This window comes from uncultured Nisaea sp. (genome assembly GCF_963974195.1).
Lineage (GTDB): Bacteria > Pseudomonadota > Alphaproteobacteria > Thalassobaculales > Thalassobaculaceae > Nisaea.
The window spans coordinates 1-25600 of the sequence record NZ_CAXBDC010000069.1; the positions used below are offsets into that span (position 1 = coordinate 1).

20 protein-coding genes are annotated in these 25600 nt (G+C 62.2%); 16 read left to right on the forward strand and 4 right to left on the reverse strand.

Going from position 1 to position 25600, the window contains the following annotated elements:
- On the reverse strand, positions 1-1482 hold a 1482-nt coding region (locus tag AAC126_RS15035; RefSeq protein ID WP_339854702.1), incomplete at its 3' end, for a phosphate acyltransferase.
- Positions 1483-1796: 314 nt separating this feature from the next.
- Between AAC126_RS15035 and mutS the strand changes: the two genes are divergently transcribed.
- Positions 1797-4442 carry a DNA mismatch repair protein MutS gene (mutS, locus tag AAC126_RS15040; protein ID WP_339854733.1) on the forward strand — a complete coding sequence of 882 codons (2646 nt, stop codon included), beginning with the start codon at positions 1797-1799 and terminating at the stop codon, positions 4440-4442.
- On the opposite strand, the gene AAC126_RS15045 is transcribed toward mutS, so the two are convergent.
- On the reverse strand, positions 4439-5632 hold the full coding sequence (locus AAC126_RS15045) for an FAD-binding oxidoreductase (RefSeq protein WP_339854704.1): 1194 nt from the start codon (positions 5630-5632) through the stop codon (positions 4439-4441). The genes mutS and AAC126_RS15045 overlap by 4 nt on opposite strands.
- A 156-nt stretch (positions 5633-5788) precedes the next feature.
- Here AAC126_RS15045 and AAC126_RS15050 point away from each other — a divergent pair, with 156 nt between their 5' ends.
- The 3 genes from AAC126_RS15050 to trpS all read left to right on the forward strand — a co-directional run bounded on the left by AAC126_RS15050 (position 5789) and on the right by trpS (position 11331).
- Positions 5789-8617 carry a [protein-PII] uridylyltransferase gene (locus AAC126_RS15050; RefSeq protein WP_339854707.1) on the forward strand — a complete coding sequence of 943 codons (2829 nt, stop codon included), beginning with the start codon at positions 5789-5791 and terminating at the stop codon, positions 8615-8617.
- 66 nt (positions 8618-8683) lie between these two features.
- Positions 8684-10249: a murein biosynthesis integral membrane protein MurJ gene (murJ, locus tag AAC126_RS15055; RefSeq protein WP_339854709.1), complete on the forward strand. Its 1566-nt coding sequence runs from the start codon at positions 8684-8686 to the stop codon at positions 10247-10249.
- An 80-nt stretch (positions 10250-10329) separates the two neighbouring features.
- Positions 10330-11331, forward strand: coding sequence for a tryptophan--tRNA ligase (gene trpS, locus AAC126_RS15060; RefSeq protein ID WP_339854711.1), 1002 nt, complete (start codon positions 10330-10332; stop codon positions 11329-11331).
- On the opposite strand, the gene AAC126_RS15065 is transcribed toward trpS, so the two are convergent.
- Positions 11321-12562, reverse strand: coding sequence for an adenylate/guanylate cyclase domain-containing protein (locus AAC126_RS15065; RefSeq protein ID WP_339854713.1), 1242 nt, complete (start codon positions 12560-12562; stop codon positions 11321-11323). The two genes, trpS and AAC126_RS15065, sit on opposite strands and share 11 nt — an antisense overlap.
- 299 nt (positions 12563-12861) lie before the next feature.
- Here AAC126_RS15065 and AAC126_RS15070 point away from each other — a divergent pair, with 299 nt between their 5' ends.
- Together AAC126_RS15070 and AAC126_RS15075 are read left to right on the forward strand one after the other, a co-directional pair.
- Complete coding sequence (locus AAC126_RS15070) at positions 12862-13419, forward strand: NifU family protein (protein WP_339854715.1); 558 nt, start codon at positions 12862-12864, stop codon at positions 13417-13419.
- 190 nt (positions 13420-13609) lie between these two features.
- Positions 13610-14521, forward strand: coding sequence for a glucosaminidase domain-containing protein (locus tag AAC126_RS15075; RefSeq protein WP_339854717.1), 912 nt, complete (start codon positions 13610-13612; stop codon positions 14519-14521).
- A gap of 39 nt (positions 14522-14560) precedes the next feature.
- On the opposite strand, the gene AAC126_RS15080 is transcribed toward AAC126_RS15075, so the two are convergent.
- Positions 14561-15595 (reverse strand): polysaccharide deacetylase family protein, encoded by a 1035-nt coding sequence (locus AAC126_RS15080; protein WP_339854718.1) that lies wholly within the window; start codon positions 15593-15595, stop codon positions 14561-14563.
- 170 nt (positions 15596-15765) lie between these two features.
- Between AAC126_RS15080 and tsaB the strand changes: the two genes are divergently transcribed.
- From tsaB to AAC126_RS15130, 10 genes are all read left to right on the forward strand, one after another.
- The gene (gene tsaB, locus AAC126_RS15085; protein ID WP_339854720.1) at positions 15766-16461 is read left to right on the forward strand and encodes a tRNA (adenosine(37)-N6)-threonylcarbamoyltransferase complex dimerization subunit type 1 TsaB; all 696 of its coding nucleotides are present in this window, start codon (positions 15766-15768) and stop codon (positions 16459-16461) included.
- Positions 16458-16934 (forward strand): GNAT family N-acetyltransferase, encoded by a 477-nt coding sequence (locus tag AAC126_RS15090; RefSeq protein ID WP_339854721.1) that lies wholly within the window; start codon positions 16458-16460, stop codon positions 16932-16934. Before tsaB ends, AAC126_RS15090 begins: the two co-directional genes overlap by 4 nt.
- A 337-nt stretch (positions 16935-17271) precedes the next feature.
- On the forward strand, positions 17272-18111 hold the full coding sequence (locus tag AAC126_RS15095) for a GNAT family N-acyltransferase (RefSeq protein ID WP_339854734.1): 840 nt from the start codon (positions 17272-17274) through the stop codon (positions 18109-18111).
- Positions 18108-19043, forward strand: coding sequence for a lysophospholipid acyltransferase family protein (locus AAC126_RS15100; RefSeq protein ID WP_339854722.1), 936 nt, complete (start codon positions 18108-18110; stop codon positions 19041-19043). The genes AAC126_RS15095 and AAC126_RS15100 overlap by 4 nt, the downstream gene beginning before the upstream one ends.
- A gap of 183 nt (positions 19044-19226) precedes the next feature.
- The gene (gene miaB, locus AAC126_RS15105) at positions 19227-20663 is read left to right on the forward strand and encodes a tRNA (N6-isopentenyl adenosine(37)-C2)-methylthiotransferase MiaB (RefSeq protein WP_339854724.1); all 1437 of its coding nucleotides are present in this window, start codon (positions 19227-19229) and stop codon (positions 20661-20663) included.
- Entirely contained in the window at positions 20660-21685 is a 1026-nt protein-coding gene (locus AAC126_RS15110) for a PhoH family protein (protein WP_339854726.1), read from the forward strand. Before miaB ends, AAC126_RS15110 begins: the two co-directional genes overlap by 4 nt.
- Positions 21686-21798: 113 nt before the next feature.
- On the forward strand, positions 21799-22278 hold the full coding sequence (gene ybeY / locus AAC126_RS15115) for an rRNA maturation RNase YbeY (protein WP_339854736.1): 480 nt from the start codon (positions 21799-21801) through the stop codon (positions 22276-22278).
- Positions 22275-23240: a hemolysin family protein gene (locus tag AAC126_RS15120; RefSeq protein ID WP_339854728.1), complete on the forward strand. Its 966-nt coding sequence runs from the start codon at positions 22275-22277 to the stop codon at positions 23238-23240. The genes ybeY and AAC126_RS15120 overlap by 4 nt, the downstream gene beginning before the upstream one ends.
- Positions 23237-24853, forward strand: coding sequence for an apolipoprotein N-acyltransferase (lnt, locus tag AAC126_RS15125; RefSeq protein ID WP_339854729.1), 1617 nt, complete (start codon positions 23237-23239; stop codon positions 24851-24853). Before AAC126_RS15120 ends, lnt begins: the two co-directional genes overlap by 4 nt.
- 193 nt (positions 24854-25046) lie before the next feature.
- Positions 25047-25430 carry a helix-turn-helix domain-containing protein gene (locus tag AAC126_RS15130; RefSeq protein ID WP_339854732.1) on the forward strand — a complete coding sequence of 128 codons (384 nt, stop codon included), beginning with the start codon at positions 25047-25049 and terminating at the stop codon, positions 25428-25430.
- The last annotated feature ends 170 nt before the right edge of the window (positions 25431-25600 follow it).

The window sequence follows — 25600 nt, forward strand, 5'->3', positions numbered from 1 at the left end:
CGTCTCGGCGCCCGTGATGCCGAGCTCGACGATCTTCTCCTTGATCACATCCTCCCGGCCGACCAGCACCGGAATGCCGTAACCGCCGTTGCGGAAGGTGACGGCGGCGCGGATCACCCGTTCCTCTTCGCCTTCGGCGAAGACGACGCGCTGCGGATTGGCGCGGATCCGGTCGAAAATCACCTGCAGGCTGGAGGATGTCGGGTCAAGCCGGGCACCGAGTTCTGCCCGGTAGGCGTCCATGTCCGTGATCGGATTGCGGGCAACGCCGGTATCCATGGCGGCCTGGGCCACGGCGGAGGACACCTTGACGATCAGGCGCGGATCGAACGGCGCGGGAATGATATAGCCCTCGCCGTAATGCAGCGTGCGGCCATAGGCCTTGCCGACCTCGTCCGGCACGTCTTCACGGGCGAGCTCCGCCAGCGCGTTCGCGGCGGCGATCTTCATCTCGTCATTGATCTCGCTGGCCCGGACATCGAGGGCGCCGCGGAAGATGTAGGGGAAGCCGAGCACGTTGTTGACCTGGTTCGGATAGTCCGACCGGCCGGTGGCGACGATGGCGTCGGAGCGGACGGCCGCAACGTCTTCCGGTGTGATCTCCGGGTCCGGGTTGGCCATGGCGAAGATGATCGGCCGGGCGGCCATGCTCTTCACCATGTCCTGGCTCATGGCGTCCTTCGCCGAGAGGCCGCAGAAAATATCCGCACCCCTGACCGCTTCCTCAAGCGTGCGCATCGGGGTATCGACGGCATGCTTTGATTTCCACTGGTTCATGCCGGCGTCACGGCCCTGGTAGATCACGCCGCGGCTGTCGCACAGGATGACGTTCTCGTCCTTCATGCCCATGGATTTGAGCAATTCGACGCAGGCGATAGCGGCGGACCCGGCGCCGTTCACCACCATTTTTGCGTCTTCGAGCGTGCGGCCGGTCAGGTCCAGCGCGTTGATCATGCCGGCGGCGGTGATGATCGCCGTGCCGTGCTGGTCGTCGTGGAAGACGGGAATGTCCATCAGTTCCTTCAGGCGCTGCTCGATGATGAAGCAGTCCGGGGCCTTGATGTCTTCCAGATTGATGCCGCCGAAGGTCTTGCCGAGGAAGCGGACGGAGTTCACGAATTCCTCGACATCCTTGGTGTCGACCTCAAGATCGAAACCATCGATATCGGCGAACCGCTTGAACAGGACCGCCTTGCCTTCCATCACAGGCTTCGCCGCCTGCGCCCCGATATCGCCAAGCCCAAGCACGGCGGTGCCGTTCGAGATGACGGCGACGATATTGCCTTTTGCCGTGTATTCGTAGGCCTTGCTCTCGTCCTTGTTGATGGCGAGGCACGGATAGGCCACCCCCGGAGAATAGGCGAGGGCAAGATCGCGCTGCGTGGTCAGATTTTTGGTTGCGGCGATTTCAAGTTTACCGGGGCGGCCGGAGGCATGAAATTCCAGTGCTTCAGTCTCAAGCATGCGCTTCGCATCATCCATGACGCTTCCCCCAAGGGCTTGGTTTAATTGACAGACCGCCATCGGCCTGCGCGGGACATTCGGAGCCCGATTACTAACGATAGGCCCGGCTTATGCCACGGGCAATTTCATATCGCGGGAACAGGTTCCATAAATCTTGGGACACAGGTGTCGTTCGGCATTGGAAGTTGCCTCTGACGTCATGTTATGGTCGCCGCCTTTCCCCGCAATCATCTGACCTTAGCGACTTTTTGGCTGTGAACACGATCTCCCCTGCAGACAAGCAGACTTCCGCGTCGAACGCTTCCTCCCGCGACCGGGCGGCGGCGACGCCGATGTTTCAGCAATATTTCGATGTGAAGGATGCTCATCCCGATGCGCTTCTGTTCTACCGGATGGGTGATTTTTACGAGATGTTCTTCGAGGATGCCGAGGCGGCGGCCGCCGCTCTCGACATTACGCTGACGAAACGAGGCCAGCATGGCGGCGAGCCCATCCCGATGTGCGGCGTGCCGCATCATGCGGCCGAAGGGTATCTGGCGCGGCTGATACGCAAGGGCTATCGGGTCGCCATCTGCGAGCAGACCGAAGATCCGTCCGAAGCCAAGAAGCGCGGATCAAAGTCGGTTGTGCGCCGGGAAGTGGTGCGGGTGGTCACGCCGGGCACCATTACCGAAGACGCCCTGCTCGATGCCCGGAGCAATAACTATCTGGCGGCCCTGGCCATGGCGCAGGGTGGTCTCGGACTGGCGTGGATCGATGTTTCGACGGGCGATTTTCATGCCCAGCCGGTTGCCATGAACGGTATCGGCGCGGCGCTTGCCCGGGTTGGTCCCAGCGAGCTGCTGGTCCCCGATACCTTGATGGAAGCATCGAGCGCCCTGAGTGGCGTGCTTGAGGACTGGCGCGTGGCGGCCGTATCCCAGCCTGCCAGCCGGTTCGATAGCGAGAACGGGCGCAAGCGGCTTGAGGCATTGTTCGAAGTCTCGTCGCTTGAAGGGTTTGGCGCTTTCGAGAGGGCGGAGTTGGCCGCGGCCGGCGCGCTGGTTGATTATCTCGAGCTGACCCAGATCGGCTCCATGCCGCGATTGCTGCCGCCGCGCCGCTGGCAGGCTGGCGGTCTGGTCGAGATCGATGCCTCGACCCGGCGGAATCTGGAAATCCTGCGCACTCTCAGCGGAGAGAAACGCGGTGCATTGCTCAATGTTCTCGACCGTACCGTGACAGGGGCCGGCGGCCGGTTGCTCGGCCAGCGTCTTTCGGCGCCGGTTACGGATGTCGGGGAAATCGGCCGCCGTCTTGATGCGGTGGCGCATTTCCGGGAAGGCGAACGTCTGCGGAGTGAGATCCGCGAGACATTGAAGGCCTTGCCGGATGTCGAGCGCGCCCTGTCCCGCATCGCCCTCGGGCGTGGCGGGCCGCGCGATCTGGCGGCGATCCGCGACGGGCTGGCCGGAACGGGACCGTTGCGCGACCAGCTTGCCCGGGCCGATGCCATGGCTGGAGGCCTGACCGGCGATGCGGGCGGCGCACCGGAAGAGGCGCGGGCAATCTTCGAGGAGCTGGGCTATCACGAGGTTCTGGTCGACACGCTGAACCGGGCACTGGCGGCTGATTTGCCATTGCTTGCCCGCGACGGCGGCTTCATCGCGACCGGTTACGCGCCCGAGCTGGACCGGCTGCGCACGCTGCGGGACGAAAGCCGGCGCCTGATTGCCGGATTGCAAGCCCGTTACGTGACCGAAACGGGCGTCAGCGCGCTGAAGATCAAACATAATAATGTGCTCGGCTATTTCATCGAAGTGACGGCGGCGCACGGCGAGAAGCTGATCGGCCGGGAAAATTTCATTCATCGCCAGACCATGGCGAATGCCGTGCGTTTCAGCACCGTGGAACTGGGTGAGCTGGAACGGGATCTGTCCCAGGCGGCGGACAAGGCCGTGGCGCTGGAGCAGGGACACTTCAAGGAGCTGGTCGAGGCGATCCTGGCGGAGGCCGAGGCGGTTTCCCTGGCGGCGGCGGCTCTGGCCCGGCTCGATGTGGCGACGGCGCTGGCCGAACTTGCCGTCGAGCGCCGCTATTGCCGGCCGGAGGTGGATGGCTCGCGCGCCTTTGAAATCCGTGGCGGGCGGCATCCGGTGGTCGAGGCGCTCAATCCCGGTGACAGCGGTTTCGTGCCGAACGATTGCGTGCTGGAAGACGCCCAGCGCCTCTGGCTCATCACCGGCCCGAACATGGCCGGTAAAAGTACGTTCCTGCGCCAGAATGCCCTGATCGCCCTGATGGCCCAGGCCGGGTCCTTCGTGCCGGCGGAAGCGGCCCATATCGGTGTTGTCGATCGCCTGTTCAGCCGGGTCGGAGCCGCCGATGATCTGGCTCGCGGCCGGTCAACCTTCATGGTCGAGATGGTGGAGACGGCCACTATCCTTAATCAGGCAACGGAACGCTCGCTGGTCATTCTTGACGAGATCGGCCGTGGCACCGCAACCTTCGACGGCTTGTCCATTGCCTGGGCCACCGTCGAGCATCTGCATGAAATCAGCCGTTCGCGGGCCCTGTTCGCCACCCATTATCATGAGCTGACGGGGCTTGAAGCGAAGCTCGGCAGCCTTTCCTGCCACACCATGCGGATCAAGGAATGGAACGACGATGTCGTCTTCCTGCATGAGGTGGTGGCCGGTGCGGCCGACAGGTCCTACGGCATCCATGTTGCCAAACTGGCGGGCCTGCCACCGGCGGTGGTCGCGCGGGCGGAGGAAGTGCTCCAGCTTCTGGAACAAAGCAAGGCATCCAGCACCGCTTCCAGCCTTGCCGAGGAATTGCCCCTGTTTCAGGCGATGGCGCCCGCGAAACCGCAGGCACAGAAGCGGGTCAGCCCGCTTGAGGCGCGTCTTGCCGCGATACGGCCGGACGACCTGACACCGCGCGAGGCGCTTGACCTGCTGTATGAGCTGATTTCGTTGCGGGAGAGCAACGGCTAAACGATATTGCGCTCCAGGACCAGGGCACCGCTTTCAAAGCGCTCGTAGCAGAAGCGGGAGAGGTCGATGGTTCTGAACCTGCCGGAGATCAGCAATTCCGCCATTGCCCGGCCGACGGCAGGCGCCTGTTGCAGGCCATGGCCGGAAAAGCCGTTGGCAAAATAGAAGTTCGTCAGCGCCGGATGGGCGCCGACAATGCCGTTCTGGTCGACAGAGTTGTAATCGTAATACCCGGCCCAGGCACCGGACAACTTGATGGCTTCGAAGGCCGGTATCCGGTGCGCGAGGGTTGGCCAGATCACCTCCTCGAACCAGTGATAATCGACATCAAGATCGTTTGTATCCCCGTCCGGATCCTGATCCGCTGGGGGAGAGACCCCGCAAATATAGCCACCGCTTTCGGGCCGGACATAGACGCCGCTCGGATCGATCAGCAAGGGTACCGCCGGGTCCAGCGGTGCGCGGCAATCGAAGACGAAAACATTGCGCTTGCGGGGGGAGACCGGCAGGGCGACACCGGCCAGTGCCGCGACTTTTCCGGCATTGGCGCCTGCGGCATTCACCACGGCGCCTGTGGCGATGCGCTGCCCGGTTGCGAGCACCACGGCCGAGATACGGCTGTAATTATGCTCCAGCGCAATGACGTCACCCTCGAGATAATGAACCCCGAGGCTGCGGGCCTTGCGCTTGAAGGCGTGCATCAATGTATTCGGATCGAGCCAGCCCTCGCCCCGCGTTCCGAGAGCGGCCCCGGCAATCCCGTCAAGATTGAGCCAGGGAAATTGTTTCTCAATCGAAACAGGATCGAGCAAGTCAATGCCGCATCCGTGGCGTGTCTGCTCCTCGTGGTTCTGACGCAGAACCTCAAGTCCTTCCGGCCCGGCGAGGAACAGATAGCCGCCCTCGCGAAATCCGGGATCCGGGCATTCCCCGTCAACGGAGAGATATTCCGCGAGATTGGTCACGAAGTGATGGCCGAAAAGGCCGATCTCGATGTTCTCCGGATTGGAAAATTGCTGACGGATGCCGCCGGCAGACCGGGGCGTCGATGCCGTCTCGTAGGTCGGGTCCCGTTCGATCACGGTTATCGCGCTGGGCGCCGCCGGGTTGGAGGCAAGAAAATACGCAACCGCGCTGCCGATCACGCCACCCCCGATGATGACGACATCGCTGTTCTGGTGATCTGCCAAGACGCCGTACTCCGGGAAATCAGGGGAACATACCATCTCCCTCATATCCTCGAGTCCCGCGCGCGTCCAGTCCGCTCCGCGCAGGTGCCGGGCGTGGCGCAACCGGAGAAATTGCACTAAGGTTCGTCAGGGATTTACGCGAGGTGTGAGAATTATATGGCTTCCGATCAATCACTGCCGGTGAGCGAGCCGGTAACGGACGCAGCCATCATCACGCCGGCTCCGAAAATCAGAAACCGCAAGAAAATCGTCGATCCGGTGGAGGTCGAGAAGGCCGTCGATGCCCTGTGGGAGGCCGCCGACAAGCCGGAGAGTTTCCGCACCGAACTGCTCGCGTTCCTGCGGCGCACGCTGGATGAAGGCCGGTCCGAGATTGAGCGGCGGTTTCTTGAAAGCAATGACGGTGCCGAAGCGATCCGGGCCAACGCCTATCTGATGGACGTGCTCGTCCTCAGGGCTGCCGAGACGGCGACAAAGAAGATCTACAGGAACGCCAACCCGACCCAGGGCGAGCAGATCTGTGTCGCGGCGGTCGGCGGTTACGGGCGGGGCGAGATGGCGCCTTTCTCCGACCTCGATCTGCTTTTCCTGTTGCCCTACAAACAGACGCCATATAGCGAGCAAGTGGTTGAATATATTCTCTATTTGCTCTGGGATCTCCGGCTGAAGGTCGGCCATTCGACACGCTCCGTCGATGAATGCGTGCGGCAGGCCAAAGCCGATATGACGATCCGCACCTCGTTGCTCGAGCTGCGTTATCTCTGGGGCTCGGAGCCGTTGTTCGCCGATCTGCGTGAGCGTTTCCGCAAGGATGTCGAGACCGGCACGGCCATGGAATTCGTCGAGGCCAAGCTGCTGGAGTCGGAAGAGCGGCATGACCGGCTCGGTGATAGCCGTTACGTTATCGAACCGAACATCAAGGAGAGCAAGGGCGGGTTGCGTGACCTGCACCGGCTGTTCTGGATCGGCAAGTATGTCTACAAGGTCGACAAGGTGAAGGATCTGGTGGACCGGGGTGTTCTGACGGCGGCGGAAGCCCGCAAGTTCGCCAAGGCCCAGAAGATGCTCTGGACCATCCGCTGCCACCTGCATTATCTGACCGGCCGGGGCGAGGAGCGTCTGACCGTCGATCTGCAGACCGAGATCGCCAAGCGCATGGGCTATACCAACCGGGCCGGCGCGGTCGCGGTCGAGCGCTTCATGAAGCACTATTATCTGACATCCAAGGATGTGGGCGATCTGACCCGGATCTTCTGCGCCAATATCGAGGCGGAAAACCAGAAGCGGCCGCGCCTCAGGCTCTCCTGGGCGTTTTCCCGCAAACCCGAGGTCGGTGATTTCCAGGTCGATGGCGACCGCCTCAATGTCACGGACGATGAGATGTTCGCCCGCGACCCGGTCAATCTGATCCGGTTCTTCCACACGGCACAGAAGCATGATCTGGAGCTGCATCCCCATGCGCTTCGGCTGGTGACGCAGAACCTGAAGAAGATCGACAAGGACTTGCGCAAGAACGAGGAGGCAAACCGTCTCTTCGTCGAGATGCTGGAGGCGCCGCAGGGGCCGGAACGGATCTTCCGGCGGATGAACGAAGCCCAGGTTCTCGGCCGATTCGTGCCCGATTTCGGCCGGGTCGTCGCCCAGATGCAGTACGACATGTATCATGTATACACGGTCGACGAGCACACCATCGTCATGCTCGGTATCCTGCACAAGATCGAGAAGGGCGAGCTGGCGAAAGCGGTCCCGATCGCCAGCGATGTCGTGCACAAGGTGCTGTCGCGCCGGGCCCTCTATGTCGCGGTCTTCCTGCATGACATCGCCAAGGGCCGGGGCGGCGATCATTCCAAGCTCGGCGAGCGGGTGGCCCGGCGGCTTTGTCCGAGACTGGGGCTTACGGATGAGGAAACCGAGACCGTGGCCTGGCTGGTGCGCTGGCACTTGCTGATGACCTATGCGGCCTTCAAGCGCGACGTGAACGATCCGAAAACGGTGCAGGACTTCTCCGCCATCGTGCAGTCGCCGGAACGGCTGCGTCTGCTGCTGGTGCTGACCGTTGCCGATATCCGCGCGGTCGGCCCGAATGTCTGGAACGGCTGGAAGGCGGCATTGCTGCGCGAGCTTTACTGGGCGGCGGAGGCCAATCTCTCCGGTCTTGGCGAGGAAGCGGGCCGTAAAAGGCGTACGGAAGAAGCCAGGACGGCTCTGGCGGAAATGCTGCCCGACTGGAGCCAAGAGGATATCGAGCACCATCAGGCGCTTGGCTATCCCGATTACTGGCTGGCTTTCGATGCGGAAACCCATGCCCGCCATGCCCGCATGGTGCATGCGGCGGAGGCTGAACAGCGCGACCTTGCCGTCGAGAGCCGGGTCGACACGGCCCGCGAGGTGACGGAAATCACGGTCTATACCACTGACCATCCGGGCCTGTTCTCGCGGGTGACCGGGGCAATGGCGGTTTCCGGTGCGAGCATCGTCGATGCCCGGATCGCCACTTTCAGCAATGGCATGGCGCTGGATGTGTTCTGGATCCAGGACGAGGACCGCAAGGCGTTCGACCGGCCGGACAAGCTGGCGAAACTCTCCGTTGCCATCGAGCAGGCATTGACCGGCCGGTTGAACCTGTTGGCCGAACTGGTGAAACGCCGGCGCAATATCGAGCGCCGGGCGCGGGTCATGAAGGTTCCGACCCGGGTGCTGATCGACAACAAGGCAAGCGTGACCCACACCGTGATCGAGGTGAATGCAACGGACCGGCCCGGCGTGCTCTACCGGATCGCGCGGGCGCTCCGGGAGATCAAGCTGCAGATCTCCTCGGCCAAGATCTCGACCTATGGGGAGAGCTTTGTCGATGTGTTCTATGTGAAGGATCTGTTCGGATTGAAGATCGATTCCGAGACCCGGATTCAGGAAATCCGCAATGCCTTGCTGACGGCTCTGGCCGAGGACGCCGCTTCTCCCCCCGGGGAAAGCACCTCGTCTTGAGCGCCGCGATCACGCCCAGATTGACGCGTATTTCTCTCCCGTTCCTGATTTGCAGACAGAGCTGACATGTCCCTGATCCGCGCCGCCGCGACCGTCGGCAGTTTTACCATGATAAGCCGGGTTACCGGCTTTGTGCGCGATGTGCTGATCGCCGCCATTCTTGGCGCCGGACCAGTGGCGGACGCTTTCTTCGTGGCCTTCAAGCTGCCGAACTTCTTCCGGCGGCTGACGGCGGAGGGCTCTTTCACGGTTGCCTTCGTGCCGCTCTTCGCCGGCACGCTGGAGGCGGATGGCGTGGCGGCGGCCAAGCGTTTCGCCAGCGACGTGCTGGCCATGATGTGCGCCGCGCTGCTGGCCCTGACCCTTGCCATGGAACTGGCCATGCCCTGGGTCATGCATGTGCTGGCGCCGGGTTTTGTTGCGACTCCGGATCGATTTGCGCTGGCGGTCGAGCTGACCCGCATCACCTTCCCCTATCTGCCGCTGATCTCCCTTGTCGCACTCTATGGCGGCATCCTGAACAGTCTGGACCGGTTCGCGGCCATGGCGGCGGCACCGATCCTGCTGAACCTGATCCTGATCGGCGCCATGATCGGTTTCGCGGACCGGCTGGAGACACCGGGCCATGTGCTGGCCTGGGGTGTGGCCGCGGCCGGTTTGGCACAATTGATCTGGTTGATCATGGCGGCCCGGCGTGACGGCTGGACTCTCACGCTCCGCCTGCCGAAAGCGACGCCGGGCGTGCGCAAGCTGTTCCGGCTGATGCTGCCGGCCATGCTCGGTGCCGGGGTGATGCAGATCAACCTTTTGATCGACATGGTACTGGCCTCGACCCTGCCGCTCGGCTCGATCTCCTTTCTCTATTACGCGGACCGGGTGAACCAGCTTCCGCTCGGGGTTATCGGCGTGGCCATCGGCACCGCGCTGCTGCCGATGCTGTCCCGGCAATGGCGGGCGGGTGATGGCGCGGCGGCGCTGGAAACCCAGAACCGGGCACTGGAATTCGGCGCCCTGCTGACCGTCCCGGCCGCAATTGGCATCGGGGTGCTGGCAACCCCGATCATCACGGTTCTGTTCGAGCGCGGCGCCTTCGAGGCCACAGATACGGCGGCCACGGCGGCGGCGATGATCGCCTTTGCCGGTGGATTACCGGCTTTCGTGCTGGTGAAAGTGCTGCAGCCCGGCTTCTTCGCGCGGGAAGACACCAGGACGCCGGTCAAGGTTGCCGCGGCGGTCGTTGTCCTGAATCTCGTGCTGAACCTGATCCTGATGCAGTATCTCGCCCATGTCGGTCTGGCTCTGGCGACGGCGATTTCCTCCTGGATGAACGCGCTGGTGCTGGCCCGTCTGCTTGGCCGGGACGGCGCTTTCCATCTGGATGCCCGCTCCCGCAGACGGCTGCCCCGGATCCTGCTCTGTGCCGCACTGATGGGCGGCTGTCTTTATGGTGCGCTTCATTTCGTGGAGGGGGCGGCCCCCGGTCTTTTCTCCGGCGCCGCCACCGGGATCGCCGGTCTGATCGCCTTGATCCTGCTGGCGCTTGCCATCTATTTCGGCGCGGCGTTCATCACCGGAGCCATGCGTTTGTCGGATATCCGCGGGGCGCTCCGCCGTAACCGCGGCCAGAGCTGAACCAGTCCGGCCTTGACCGCCAGCCAGCCTGCCGCAATAAATCAGGCCCTTTTTCGCTTCAAACCTATGGATCGCGTCAGATGAACCGCATCTTCTCGGGCGTTCAGCCCACTGGTAACCTGCATCTTGGCAATTACCTCGGGGCGATCCGCAACTGGGTGCAGTTGCAGCGCGACTATTCGTCGATCTTCTGCGTTGTCGACATGCATGCGATCACCATGCCACCGCATGATCCGGTGGAGTTGCGCCGCGCCACCCGCGAGGTCGCGGCCGGCATGATCGCGGCCGGGGTCGATCCTGACGATTGCATCATCTTCAACCAGTCCCAGGTCCCGGCCCATGCCGAGCTGACCTGGATCTTCAACTGCGTCGCCCGCATCGGCTGGCTGAACCGGATGACCCAGTTCAAGGAAAAGGCCGGCAAGAACCGCGAGAACGCGACCGTCGGTATCTACGATTATCCGGTGCTGATGGCGGCCGACGTGCTGGTCTACAAGGGCACGCATGTGCCGGTCGGTGACGATCAGAAACAGCATCTGGAGCTGATGCGCGACACCGCGCAGGCCTTCAACTCCATGTATGGCGTCGATTTCTTCCCGCTGCCTGAGCCGATGATCTTCGGCTCCGCGACCCGGGTGATGAGCCTGCGGGACGGCACCAAGAAGATGAGCAAGTCCGATGTCTCGGAATATTCGCGCATCAACATGACGGACGAGGCGGACGACATCGCCCAGAAGGTCCGCAAGGCCAAGACCGACCCGCTCCCGATCCCGGAGACGGTGGAAGAACTGGCGGACCGGCCCGAAGCCCGCAACCTGATCTCGATCTATGCGGCGCTTTCGGGTGTCGAGGCAGATGCGGTGCTGAAGGATTTCGCCGGCAAGGGCTTTGGTGATTTCAAGAAATCCTTCGCCGAGCTTGCGGTCGAGGTGCTGGGGCCGATCGGCTCCGAGATGAAGCGGCTGACGGACGATCCGTCCTCGGTGGACGCGGTTCTGAAGAAAGGCGCCGAGCGGGCCCGGGAAATTGCCGAGCCGGTCATCGAGGAAGCCAAGGAAATCGTCGGCTTCCTCAAGCCGTAGCGGTCTCGACGCCATAGGGCGCGAAGATTTCCACAGGGTCTCGCAGGCCGCGGATGGGATGCCGTCCGAGCGGTTTTACCGGCAGCTTGGCCATGCTGGCGATCAGGCCCGATGCGATGATCGGGTGACCCAGCTCCTTGGCAAGACCCTGCAGCCGGCTGGCCAGATTGACGGCTGGCCCGATAACGGTGAAATCCAGCCGGGTCGGGCTGCCTATATTGCCGTAGCTGACATCGCCGACATGCAGGCCGAGGGCGTGTTCGATCACCGGCTTGCCGTACTTCTTGCGGATTGCATTGCGCCCGCGCAGCAGGGTCTGTGCTTCCATCGCCGCTTTCAGGGCGGCGTCGGCATCCTCGGCGGCATCGCCGGAGCCGAGCGGGAAGATGGCGAGCAGCCCGTCGCCGATAAATTTCAGGATCTCTCCGCCGCGCTCCTCGATCGGCTGCGACATGATCTCGAAATAATCGTTCAGCAGCGAGATGATCTCGATTCCGGGAAGGGCATCGGAAGCGGCGGTAAAGCCGCGCACATCGGCATAAAGGATGGCCGCCCGGATGGTCTCGCTGCTGCCGCGCCGGATGGCGCCGTTGAGCACCCTGCGGCCGGCATTGTGCCCGAGATAGACCTGCAGCAGTTCCTCGGTCAGTTTCTGCCGTTCCAGGATCTCGATCCTGAGCGCCAGGACGGGCAGCAGACCATCCAGGATGCTGAGTTGCTCCGTGCTGAAACCGTCCGGAGCATCGGTTGTCCAGGTGATGAAATGGATCTCGCCATCGCTGAATTTCAACGGCATCGCCACATAGTCCGTTGCGCCCTGCTCCTTCAGGTCGGCCAGCACGGGATAGTCCAGCGGGACGGCCGGGTCCGCCAGCCGCCGCCGGATCGCGCCCGCGCCATTGAAGATGACGGGCAGCGGGCTGGCCTTGAAGCTTTCCGACTCCTCAATGCCGTGCAGCACCATGAGTTCTTCCGGGTCGCGCATGGTGTTGCGCCAGATCACGGTGCGGCCGCTCGCCTGCGGATGCAGCGTCCGGATAAAGCAGGAGGCGCGCTGCAGCGGCATGCCCTGGGCGACAAGCAGATTGCAGAGATCGCGCATCAGCGCCCGCATGGAAAGGATGCCGCCGGAATGTTCCAGCAGCCAGCGCTCGGGTGCGAGTGCCAGGCTCTCTTCCGTCAGCGAGCTGCCGGCGGGAAGCTGATCAACCAGGTCCGCGCCGCGATGCATGACGCGGATATGCGGCCGTTTCGGGTCTTCGGGGAATTTTTGTGCCAGCGCGGCTCTCCGTTGCTTGCCCGGTGCCTGCTTTGGAAAGACTGTCTTTCCTTGCGCCGGAACGGCAATTTGATGATAAGGCAGAAGGCAGTTGGACGATTGCAAAAAGTAGGCTTGAAATCCGCGTCCGCAAGATCACTCTATATAGGACCAAATTGGTGCCCCCTGCGTGCGGCACTCAGGCCCTCGACGGCACCGGCGCCCGGCAGAGAAGGCGCTGGCCGGAGTGAGCCTCTCAAGGAGAGAACGGAATGTTCATTCAGACTGAAGAAACGCCGAACCCGGCGACACTCAAGTTCCTTCCCGGACGGGATGTCATGGGAGTTGGAACCGAGGAGTTTCGCTCCGAGGAAGAGGCGGCTGGTAAATCACCGTTGGCCGAGCGGCTGTTCGATGTCGACGGGGTGACCGGCGTTTTCTTCGGCGGTGATTTTGTCACCGTGACGAAGCGCGACGACAAGGAATGGTATCTGATGAAGCCGGCCGTGCTCGGCGTCATCATGGAGCATTTCACGGCGGGCCGTCCGGTCGTCACCGGGAGTTCCGATGCAGGTCATGCAAGTGACGGCGAGGATACCGAGGTGGTTTCCCAGATCAAGGAATTGCTCGATACGCGGGTGCGCCCGGCGGTGGCCATGGATGGCGGCGACATTGTGTTCGAGAGCTTCGACGAAGGCGTGGTCACGCTTTACATGCGCGGCGCCTGTGCCGGCTGCCCGAGTTCGACGGCAACCCTGAAGATGGGTATCGAGAACATGCTGCGCCACTATATCCCGGAAGTCCGCGAGGTTCGCGCCGCAGCCATGTAGCGATGGCATGCCGTGAATAGCAGCTATGCCGGAAACGCGGTGGCGCTGCATAAACGGCAGAGTTATCTAAAATGCCGTTCACTGTCGGCAGAATGCGGCGTGGCGCTTCCCTTTAATAACTTTATTTGAGCACATGCCGTCATGTTACACGGGCGCGCTTGTCGGCGGGATGATCCTGCTGGCAAGTCAGATGCCAGGATTCGTTGATCATAATCAGCCAACACCGGCCAGCTTCTCTGTCGAGAAGCCACCGGTCGAGAGCGCGCCGACTCCGGCCGACGCGCCGCTTGACGTCGCGAAGGCTGACGATTTCGAGATCGTGCTGGAAAAATCCGGCTTCGATCTGAAGACTATCCGCCAGGGATCCGAATTGGTTCCGGCCATCTACCTGGCGAGCCTTCCGGCCGATCTTGGTGCTCTTGACCAGGTTCAACGCAAGAAGCAGCTCTTCTTCTCCGCCGTTCTGCCGCTTGTTCTGCGGGCAAATGAAAAGGTCGCACGCGACCGGACAAAGCTGATCCGGTTCCGCGACCGGTTTCTTGATGGCGCCAAGCTGCGCCCGGGTGAGCGCGACTGGCTGCTCGGCCTCGCTGACCGGTACGGTATCGGCGACGGTGATGCGGAGCTCAATGACGGCCTGTTCGCAAAACTCCTTCTCAGGGTTGACGAAATCCCGGTGTCTCTCGCTCTGGCGCAGGCAGCGGTGGAAAGCGGCTGGGGATCCTCCCGGTTCGCCCGCCACGGCAATGCGCTGTTCGGACAGCGGGCCTGGACGGAAAAAGCCGGTATCACCCCGAAAGAACGGGCCAGCGGCGAGAAGCACGTGGTGCGCAAATATGAAAGCCTGCAGGGCTCGGTTGTGTCCTATGTCCACAACCTGAACACCCATCCGAGCTATCGTGATTTCCGGCTGCGCCGGGCCTCACTGCGGACAGCGGGGCGGGCACTTGACGGCAAGCTGCTGGCCGGCGGCCTGCTCTCCTATGCGGAAATCGGTCAGGCCTATGTCGATATGCTGCGCCATATGATCGACAAGAACCGGCTTGACGATTTCGAGGGGGCAATCCTCGAACGCCGCCGCGTCGTGACCGCTTCCAGCTAAGCTCTCAAAGGCGCGTTTCGGCGCAATTGCGTTCCGGGGTTACTTCGGAACGACGAACTGGGAGCCGAACCAGCGCCACCTGTTGTCCGGTCCGGGCATGGTGCAGTTGATGCGCGAACGACCTGGCGGGAAGGCCTGCTTCAGCCGCACTTCGACCCGCTGTTCAAGATATTCCAGATGGGTCTCGCCTTCGCTCGACGCGAAGCAGGAAAGACTGCCCGGATCGCCGATGCTGCTATCCAGCGTAAAGCCAAAAGCCGGGGGATTTTCGCCCAGCAGCGTGTCCTTCGGCAAGACGTCCGACACAGGCAGCGGCAGGGCGTTGGTGACCAGACGGAAGCGATCGATCCCGCCATACCGCTCATTCAGGGCGAAGCGCGGCAGGGTGAAATGGTCCATGCCGTCATAGGCGACACCCGAATGCTGACCGAACGCCGCACTGAATCCGGCTTCGGCGACGGCCTGACGCACCATCAGGCTGTATTCGCCATAGGGATAGGCGAAAAGGCTCGGCTTTTCTCCCAGCTCTTCGACAAAACGCTGGTTCGAGTCTGCCAGCTCGCGCTTCAGCGCCTGCCGGTCGAGCGTGGTCATGTGCGGGTGGGCCTGGGTCTGGCTGCCGATGGTTACGCCGGCCTCTTTCAGCTCCCTGATCTGGTCCCAGCTCATGTAGCCCGGAATCTTGCGGTCGATCACGCCGGTCGCGACGAAAAGGGTAAAGGGCAGGCCGGCGGCTTTCAGCCGGGGCCAGGCATGCTCGTAAACAGAGAGATAGGCATCATCGACGGTGATCGCGATGGTTCGGTCGGCAAGCGGCTTGCCGGTCTTCAGCGCCTCGACGATTTCGGGGAGCGGCCGGACCGTGTATCGCTCTTTCTTCAGCTCTTCGAGATGTTCCTCGAACTGCGCGATGCGGATACTGGTCGAGGGATAGTCGTTCTCGCCGAAACGGTGATACATGGTCACAATGGCGCCGGAAACTTCTTCGGCGGCGGCAGGCCTGTCCGGGGCGCCTGAAAGGCAGGCAACAACTGTCAGGGCGGCCATGATGGCTGTCCGGGTCTGTCTCGGCATGGAAGCTCCACAACGGAATGCGCGGTGAAAGTGCATGCGGTACGGCATAAAAGCTATATTCCCTTGCTCTCGTCCGCCAACGTGGTTTACAGGCGGCGATGCGACTGGAAAAGTTGCACTTTCAGGCCGCTCTGTCACCCTAACATACGCTATTTGCGGCGGAAATTAAGATGCTCTCTGCTTCCGGGACAATTCTCGGTATCGATTCCAGCACCGGCGCCTGCTCTATCGCGGTGTGCCGTGGCGGTGTTGTGCTGGCTCATTTGCGCGAAGAGATGACGCGCGGCCAGTCCGAACGCCTGGCTCCGATGGCGGAGACGGGACTTGCAGCAGCGGGACTCGGCTTTCCCGATCTGGATGCCATCGCCGTGACCCGTGGTCCGGGGTCTTTCACCGGTCTGAGAATCGGTCTGGCCTTTGCCAGGGGGCTTGGGCAGGCGCTTGATATTCCTGTTATTGGCGTCACCGGGTTCGATGCGGTGGCGCGCGCCGTTCTGTCCACGGACGGGCATGCCGGGTGCGGTGTCGCCGTTATCCTGGAAAGCCGCCGGGCGGATCTGTTCGTGCAGCTTTTCGGCCCGGACGGCCTGGATGACGGGCAGCCTTTTGCACTTCCTCCCGAAGAGATCGCCGCACGATTGCGGCAGCATGACCGGTTTCCGCTGATGCTGGCCGGTGACGCCGCGGACAAGGTCGGTGCGGTCCTTGAGGGCGCGGGCGTTTCAGTGCGGCGCAGCGCCGTTACGGCGCCCGATGCCCGGGAGGTTGCGCTGATCGGCCTGGAGCTGGGCGCCGGGGCGGATATGCCGCCGCCGCAACCGCTTTATCTCCGTGCACCGGACGTGACGGCGCCGAGGGCGGGATGATCGAGGTGGCCGGCTACAGGCTCGTGCGGGATATCGAGACCTATCTGGACGACGCGTCGGGCCTGCATGGCGCAATTTTCGACAGGCCCTGGTCCCGGGATGATCTTCAGGATTTGCTGGTTATGCCCGGCACAAGCGGCGCGGCCATCCTGTCCGAAGGGAAAGGCCCGGCCTTTGCCGGCTTCGTGCTTTACCAGTGTGTGGGGGATTTCGCGGAGATTCTGACGCTGGCGGTGGCGCCGGACCATCGGCGCCGGGGTTTTGGCCGGTGGCTGATGCGGGAAGCGGCCGAGCATGCCGCCGCGGCGGGCGCAGAGAAGCTGCTGCTGGAAGTGCAGGACGGGAACAGATCGGCCATAGAGCTGTACGAAAGCCTGGGAATGACCACCTTCGACCGGCGGCGAAACTATTACAAAAGTGCGGATGGCAGCCATGCCGATGCCATATTGATGCAGTTAATCTTCGATATCTGACGATGAACGGCGCAGCGACTGCCGTGGTTCGGCAAAACAGTCCGGATTCATGCGGGTTTTGACTGCAATCAGTTTGTCACGAGACTGTGGGAAAACTGTCACCGTTCGGTCGGTATAAGCGGGCATCGGGTGGGTTCCTGAGGACCTCTCCGGCGCGTGTCGACGGTTGGCCCGGGAAGGTTTCTCTCGCGACTGGAGTACGCGTAACCCATATCAGAGGAATGAGAGCGTCGCAGCGGTGCTGTAAGCTCCGAAGGTCTGCGACCCCGCGACAATAGGGATGCTAAATATCATGGGATTCTCGATTCCGACGAGATCGGCACTTTCCGAAACCGCGATGAGCGAAACCCCACGGGCCATTATCTCCGAAGCGGAGCCCCTGGCGGATCAGACTCTCGTCTCCGGCTCGCTCGAAGTGAAACTTGCGACAACCGAGGAAGATATCAACGCGGCCAAGCGGCTGCGCTACCAGGTCTTCTATGAGGAAATGGGCGCGATCCCGTCGCCGGATGCGCGGCTGAGCCGTCTGGATGAAGATGCGTTCGACGATGTCGCGGATCATCTTCTGGTACTGGATCATACGCGCGGCAAGGGTCCTGAGGCCGTGGTCGGCACCTATCGCCTGATCCGGCGTGCGGGCGCATCGATCGCGGGCGGTTTCTACACTGCCGACGAATTCGATATTTCCAGACTGGAGACCCAGCCCGGCGAGATTCTCGAGCTTGGGCGCTCCTGCACGGCGGACGGCTATCGCACCCGGCCGACCATGCAACTGCTCTGGAAGGGCATTGCCGCCTACGTGTTCCAGAATGACATTTCCCTGATGTTCGGATGCGCCAGCCTGCCGGGGAACGATGCGGCGGCCCTGCAGACCCAGTTGAGCTACCTGCATCACAACCATCTGGCGCCGGAACGGATCCGCGCAACCGCGCTGCCGGAGCTGTATACCGAAATGAATCTGGTGCCCGCCGGGGACATCGACGCGCGCCGCGCCGCGGCCATGCTGCCGCCTCTGATCAAGGGATATCTGCGGCTTGGCGGCTATGTCGGTCACGGGGCGGTGGTCGACCACCAGTTCAATACGACGGACGTCTGTGTCATTGTCGAAACCAGTCAGGTTTCCGACAAGTACTACAAACATTATGAGCGCGAGGCACGCGGGGCGGTTATCCAATGAGCATTGCCGGAGCCATAGAAGAGGTAACGGAAGACGAAGCCTTCATTGATGCCGGCATGCTCGGAACCTGGGATCGTGGTTCCGAGCCGGCGGAAGCCCCGGGCATGGTGGCGCCTTCCAGACCCCTGCTCTGGCGCCGGCTTGCGCTTTACGGGGTGCTGACGGCCTGTCTGTTGCCGCTCCAGATGCTGGCCGTGGCTCTCCGCGCGCCGCTTTCTTCCAGCATTCCGCTTTTCTATCACGGGCTTTGCGCCCGCCTGCTTGGCTTCCGGGTCCATACCCGGGGCACGCCGTTGCGCGATGATGCGGTGCTCTATGCCAGCAATCACGTTTCCTACTTTGATATCGTTGTTCTCGGCAGCCTGCTGCGGGCCAGTTTCATCGCGAAAAGCGAAGTGAAGACCTGGCCTGGCTTCGGGTTGCTGGCCGTCCTGCAGCGCACGGTCTTCGTCGAGCGCCGCCGTGGCCGGTCGAAGGAGCACGCGAATGTCATTGCCGAGCGGCTTGAGGCCGGAGACCGGCTGATCCTGTTCCCGGAAGGCACGAGCAATGACGGCAACCGCACGCTGCCCTTCAAGAGTGCGCTTTTCTCCGCGGTAAAGCCGGCCGCGGACAATGGTCCTGTTGCGGGCAATGGCCCGGTTAATGCGGATATCCGGATCCAGCCCGTCTCGGTGACCTATACCCGCCTGAATGGCATGCCGATGGGGCGCGGGCTCAGGCCGTTCTATGCTTGGTATGGCGATATGGACTTGGTGCCGCACCTGCTCGACGCCCTGTCGCTCGGCCGGGTCGATGTCGAGGTTGAATTCCACGAGCCGGTGGACCCGGCAAACTTCGCCAACCGCAAGGAATTGGCGGCGCATTGTCAGCGCATTGTCGCGAACGGTGTGTCCCGTGCTCTTTCCGGCCGCAGTGGCGCCGCATCCTAGGGCTGTCCCGTTCGTCAAAATTCCGCGCGTCAAGCCGGTGACGCGGCTTGACTGGACGCCTCCCGGTGTTAGCATTTCCGGGATGAACAGAAACGCACGCTGGAATTTCAGTTGCACACGGCGTATTGCTCCCGCCGTACCCCTGAAATTCGACCCTTTGAGCGACCACAAGGCACGGCGCGCGTGAGCAAAAAACTTTATATCAAAACCTACGGCTGCCAGATGAATGTCTACGACAGTGATCGTATGACGGACAGCCTGGTGTCTCTCGGCTATGACCCGGTGACCACGCCGGACGATGTCGACATGGTGATCCTGAATACCTGCCACATCCGGGAAAAGGCGACGGAGAAGGTCTTCTCCGAACTCGGCCGACTTCGTAAGGAAAAGAAAGCCCGCGCGGCGGGTGGCAAGCCGTTGCTGATCGCGGTCGCGGGCTGTGTCGCCCAGGCCGAGGGCGAGGAAATCGTCAAGCGGGCGCCTTATGTGGATCTGGTGTTCGGGCCGCAGACCTATCACCGCCTGCCTGAGCTGGTACGCGCAGCGGAAGCAAAAGCGGCGGATAACCGGGCGACATCGGGTGGACGCGGAACACGCGGGGCCGGTGTCGTCGATACCGACTTCCCGGCGGAGAGCAAGTTCGATCATCTGCCGGAAGAACGGCACAGCAACGCGGCGGCGGCCTTCCTGAGCATTCAGGAAGGGTGCGACAAGTTCTGCAGCTTCTGTGTGGTGCCCTATACGCGCGGTGCGGAGTTTTCCCGCCCAGCGGGCCAGGTACTCGCCGAGGCGCGCCGTCTGGTCGCCGCCGGAACCTCGGAGCTCACCCTGCTCGGCCAGAACGTCAACGCCTATCATGGCGAGGCGGATGGCGGCGAATGGGGGCTGGGCCGCCTGATCCGCGCGCTGGCCGAGATCGACGGGCTGGAGCGTATCCGTTACACCACCTCCCACCCGAACGATGTGGATGACGCGCTGATCGAGGCGCATCGCGACGTGCCGCAATTGATGCCCTTCCTGCATCTTCCGGTGCAGTCCGGCTCCGACAGTGTGTTGCGCCAGATGAACCGCAAGCACGATGCGGATTCCTATCGCCGCATCGTTGACCGTCTGCGCGAGGCGCGTCCGGATCTGGCCCTGTCCTCCGATTTCATCGTCGGTCATCCGGGCGAGAGCGATGCTGATTTTGCCGACACACTCAGACTTGTAACGGATGTCGGCTATGTTCAGGCCTATTCGTTCAAATACAGCCCCCGCCCCGGCACGCCGGCGGCCGGGACGGATCTGCAGATAGATGAGGCCGTGAAGTCAGACCGCCTGGAAACCCTGCAACAGCTTCTGAACGCGCAGCAGCTGGCCTTCAATGTGGCGAGCGTCGGTGCGGTCCAGCCGGTGCTGGTCGAGCGCAAGGGGCAAAAAGAGGGTCAACTTGTCGGCCGGGGACCCTATATGCAGGCCGTGCACTTCTCTGGCCCGGATCGGCTGGTCGGCGCGATTGCCGATGTCCGCATCGAACAGGGATTTGCCAATTCTCTTTCGGGAACCGTGGTGACCGGCGAATGGGCCGGCGCGTCAGGCCCGCCAACGCTCACCTCCGACCATGAAAGGGCGATTGCTTGAGCATCACAGACGAGGCCACCGACGTCATTCATCTGGAATTCACCGACCATGATCTGGTCCCGGCTTTGCTCGGAGAACATGATCGCAATCTGGCAAGGATCGAGCAGAAGCTTAAGGTTTCACTGTCCTGTTTCGGAAACAAGGTCACGATCGAAGGTGACAAGGACGCGGTGGTGATGGCGCAATCGACGCTGACCTCGCTCTACCGCCGGCTTGAAGGCGATATCAAGGCCGGCAAGAAGCTCAAGGCCCTTGATCTCGGGACCGTCGATGCCGCCATGAAGTGGGCACAGAATACCGGCGATGCCGCCAATGGCGACAGCAACGGCTTCAACGACCGCTCCGCTTTCGTGCCGACCTGGAAACGGGCGATCCAGCCGCGCTCGCCGAACCAGCACCGCTATATCCAGGCCCTGTCGAAAGATGAACTCGTTCTGGGCCTTGGCCCGGCGGGCACGGGCAAGACCTATCTGGCTGTCGCCATGGCCGTGTCCATGCTGATGGAGCGCAGGGTTGAACGGCTGATCCTGTCGCGCCCGGCCGTGGAAGCGGGGGAGCGGCTTGGCTTCCTGCCCGGCGACATGAAGGACAAGGTCGATCCCTATCTCCGGCCGCTTTATGACGCACTCTACGACATGATGCCCGGCGAGCAGGTCGAGCGGCGGCTGGCGGCCGGCGAAATCGAAGTGGCGCCGCTTGCCTTCATGCGCGGGCGGACGCTTGCCAATTCCTATATCATTCTGGACGAGGCGCAGAACACCACGCCGACCCAGATGAAGATGTTCCTGACCCGGCTGGGCGAGAATTCCCGGATGGCCATCACGGGCGATCCGTCACAGATCGATTTGCCTTTTGGGGCAAAATCGGGTCTGACGGATGCAATACATGTGCTTGGCCGCATTCCCGATGTCAGCATGATCGAGTTTACAGCCAGGGATGTTGTGCGACACCCACTGGTCACGAAAATCGTCAATGCGTACAGTGAACGTGAATCGGCCCGTCTTGATGGCGGGCCCAGTTAGAGAAACAAATGGAGAGTCCGCGCGTGCCCGACGAACCGGAGCCGAGTAGTAGTAGCTGCCGCAGCGAGATTGCGGCGCAGGATCCGCAGGAAGAGCCGGAGCAACCGGACTCTATTTTCGACATTGCCGTCAGTATTTCCAGCCCTGCCTGGGAAGCGGTTTTACCCGACGCAGAGAGACTCTGTGTCGAGAGCGCCCTTGCCGTGCTCGGGGAGGCGACAAAACCGACCGAGCTCAGTATTGTTCTGAGTTCCGACGCGGATGTCCGTATTCTGAACCGCGATTATCGCGGCAAGGATACGGCAACCAACGTTTTGTCCTTTCCTTCGGGTCTTTCAGCGGACCTCTCCGGAACCGATATGCTTGGCGATGTTATCCTCGCCTTTGAAACCGTTTCCATGGAAGCCGCGCGCGATGGAAAATCCCTGGAGGCCCATTTGAGGCATCTGGTGGTGCATGGCGTGCTGCATCTGCTCGGCTACGATCACGAGACGGAAGATGAAGCCACCGAGATGGAACGCCGCGAGGTCGAGATCCTTGGCGGGTTCGGCATTTCCGATCCCTACACCCCCGTACTGGAGCCGGTCCAATGAGCTCAGCTCCGGATAGCAGGCCGGTGTCGTCCGATATTGTCGGCGTTTCGGATGGCGACGCTTTCGAGCCCGAGGGGCGCCGGGAGCCGTCATGGGGGCGGTTCCGCCAGTTTCTCAAGACGCTGAAGCTCAAGCGCAACGGTGGCGCGTCTGCCCGTGATGCTCTGGAAGAGCTGATCGAGGATGATGGCAACGGAGCGGAGGACGAGGATCTCGCCATTGATCCGCACGAACGGGCCCTGATCCGCAATATTCTCGGACTGCGCGACATCACGGCTGAAGACGTGATGGTGCCGCGTGCGGACATCACGGGCGTTGCGATCGATACCGGCTTCGATGCCCTGGTGACCGACATGGTCAAGGATTCCCATAGCCGGGTGCCGGTTTACCGCGAGACGCTCGATGATGTGGTCGGCATGATCCACATGAAGGACGTGCTGGCGCATGTCCATGAGGGCAAGGACGTGCCGCTCAGCTCCCTGCTGCGGGAAGTCCTGTTCGTTTCGCCATCGATACGGGCGATGGACCTGCTGCAGGAAATGCGCCTGACACGCCGCCATCTCGCGCTCGTCGTGGATGAGTTCGGCGGGGTCGACGGGCTGATTACCATCGAGGATCTGGTCGAGGAGATTGTCGGCGATATCGTCGACGAGCACGATGTCGAGGAAGGTCCGAAGATCGCCATGGTCGGGCCGGACACGGCCGTTGCCGATGCCCGTGCCGAGATCGAGGAATTCGAGGCTCTGTTCGGCAATGTGCTCAATGACGAAGAGCGCGAGGAGGTCGATACGCTCGGGGGCCTGGTCTTCTCGCTTGCGGGCCGAGTGGCTGCCCGCGGGGAGCTCTTGACGCATCCCGCCGGTCTCGAATTCGAGGTGCTTGAAAGTGACTCGCGCAGGATCAAGAGGATCCGTATCCGGCGCGTGTCGACGGACGAGCTTGAGACGGAGTCTCATCCGTGACCGAGCGGGCGTCTGCCGCCCGGTGGGTCGCAGCCGTCCGCACAGCGATTAACCGGCTTGCAGGGCTGTCCGGGCTCCGGAACGCGGCTGTCATGGTACTGTCCGGCGCGTTTGCGGCATTGGCTCTGCCGCCGGTCAATGCCTTGCCGGCCCTGTTTGCCTTCGCCCTTCTGTTGCTGACGCTCGACCGCCGCCGGACACTCCGCAGCGCTTTTGTGACCGGCTGGTCCTTTGCCTTCGGATATCACGTCGCGGGTCTCTACTGGATTTCCAATGCGCTTCTGGTCGATGGCGACCGGTTTGCTTGGGTTATTCCGTTTGCCGTGGCAGGCCTCCCGGCGGTTCTTGGGCTCTTTGGCGGTCTGGCTGGCTTGCTCTACGGGTGGCTCCGGCCGCGCGGATGGACGCGGGCGCCGGCGCTGGCGGGGGTCTGGACTCTTGCGGAGATGCTGCGGGGCCATGTCGCCACGGGATTTCCGTGGAACCTGCCTGCCTCTGTCTGGTCTTTCTCCGATGCCCTGTTGCAGCCACTGGCCCTGATCGGCGCCTATGGATACGGCTTTTTCGTGGTGCTCTTCGCCCTGTCGCCGCTCATGCTGTTGCGGCGCACCGGGCGGGCGGAGCGTGGTTTCGGTGCCGTCTGTTTGCTTCTGCCGGTGATTTTCGCCGGCTATGGCGTCATGCGGCTTGCCGGGGCTGCTGATCCCGATCCTGACCGGCCTATTGTCCGTATCGTTCAGGGGAACATCGCCCAGAGGGAAAAATGGAAGCCGGATCTGCTGCAGGCGCATCTGGCCAAATATGCCACGTTGACCCGGGCGCCGCGCGCCAGTGTCCGGCCGAATGGGCTGGCGGGGGGGGATAATCTCGCTCCGCCGAGCCTCGTGATCTGGCCTGAAACGGCGGTTCCTTACGCGCTCAACCGGGAGCCGAGGCTCGCTGCCTATCTGGGCACTCTGCTGGCACCGGGCGCGCTGTTGATGACGGGGACGCCATTGCGGGAGCCTGTTCCCGGTTATCCGGAGGAGACACGCAGCTTTAATGCGGTTGTTGCCCTCGATGAGCGCGGAAATATCGTTACCCGGCTGCACAAGTTTCATCTGGTCCCGTTCGGCGAATATGTGCCTCTCAGTCAATGGTTGCCGGTTGAGACGATCGCGAAAACCGGACGCGGTTTCACGGCCGGGCCGGGGCCGGGCAGTTTCACGCATGCCGGCTTGCCGCGTATTGGCGCCCTGATCTGTTACGAGATCATTTTTCCCGGTGCGGTAACGGAGGCCGGTGGGCCCCGACCCGGCCTTCTGGTCAATGTGACGAATGATGCCTGGTTTGGAGTCAGTTCAGGGCCTTACCAGCATCTGGTCGCGGCCAGAATGCGGGCGATCGAGGAAGGGCTGCCGGTTCTGCGGGCCGCGAATACCGGAATCTCGGCGGTGATCGATGCCCATGGACGGGTTCTGGCGTCCTTGCCCCTGGAGCGCACAGGGACGATCGACAGCGTTTTACCGGCGCCGGTGATGTCCAAAACACTTTATGCGCGTATCGGAGAGGCCGCGGCACTAATACTCGCGATTGCATCGCTTGCCGCCGCATTTTTCTTCCGCCGGAAATAAGCGGCTTTTTCTTTTTTTCGCTACGGCTTTTATATTGACTGCATACGTTTGTATGGGTAACTGATTTTAGCGAAATTTGAGACTATTGGTTTGGATTATGGAGCAGCCATCTAGCAAACGCCGCCCGGGAGGCCGGATGGCAAGCCTCGGCAAGCCAAATCCGGTTGATGTTCATGTCGGATCACGTGTGCGCATGCGACGCACACTTCTCGGGATCAGCCAGGAGAAGCTGGGTCAGGCGCTCGGGCTCACATTCCAGCAGGTCCAGAAATATGAGCGTGGCGCAAACCGTATTGGCGCAAGCCGGCTCTTTGACCTGAGCCGGATCCTTGAGGTGCAGGTTAATTTCTTTTTCGAAGAAATGGCGCAGGAAGTTCAGGAGCAATCCCCTGGCCGCCTCTTCGAGAAGGAACAGGAACCGGAGGCTTATCAGATCCCCGACGATCCGATGAACCGGCGCGAGACCCTTGAGCTTGTAAGAGCCTATTACAGGATTGCCGATCCGGAGTCGCGACGGCGCATGTTTGACCTCATGCGTTCCATCGCCAATGCCTTCGATGGCGAGGATATGGAATAGGGCTGCACGCGCTTTCCTCTTGACCATGAATCTCAAAAGCGGCAGGAAGTCCTACCTCTCGGTGCCTTCATTAGATTCACCGGATAGAGATTCATGTCGGGCTGCTCCGTAATGGAGCGGGGCGTTCACGGGTACGTCTTCGAGCAGGCATGAGTGCAACTCATATTCTA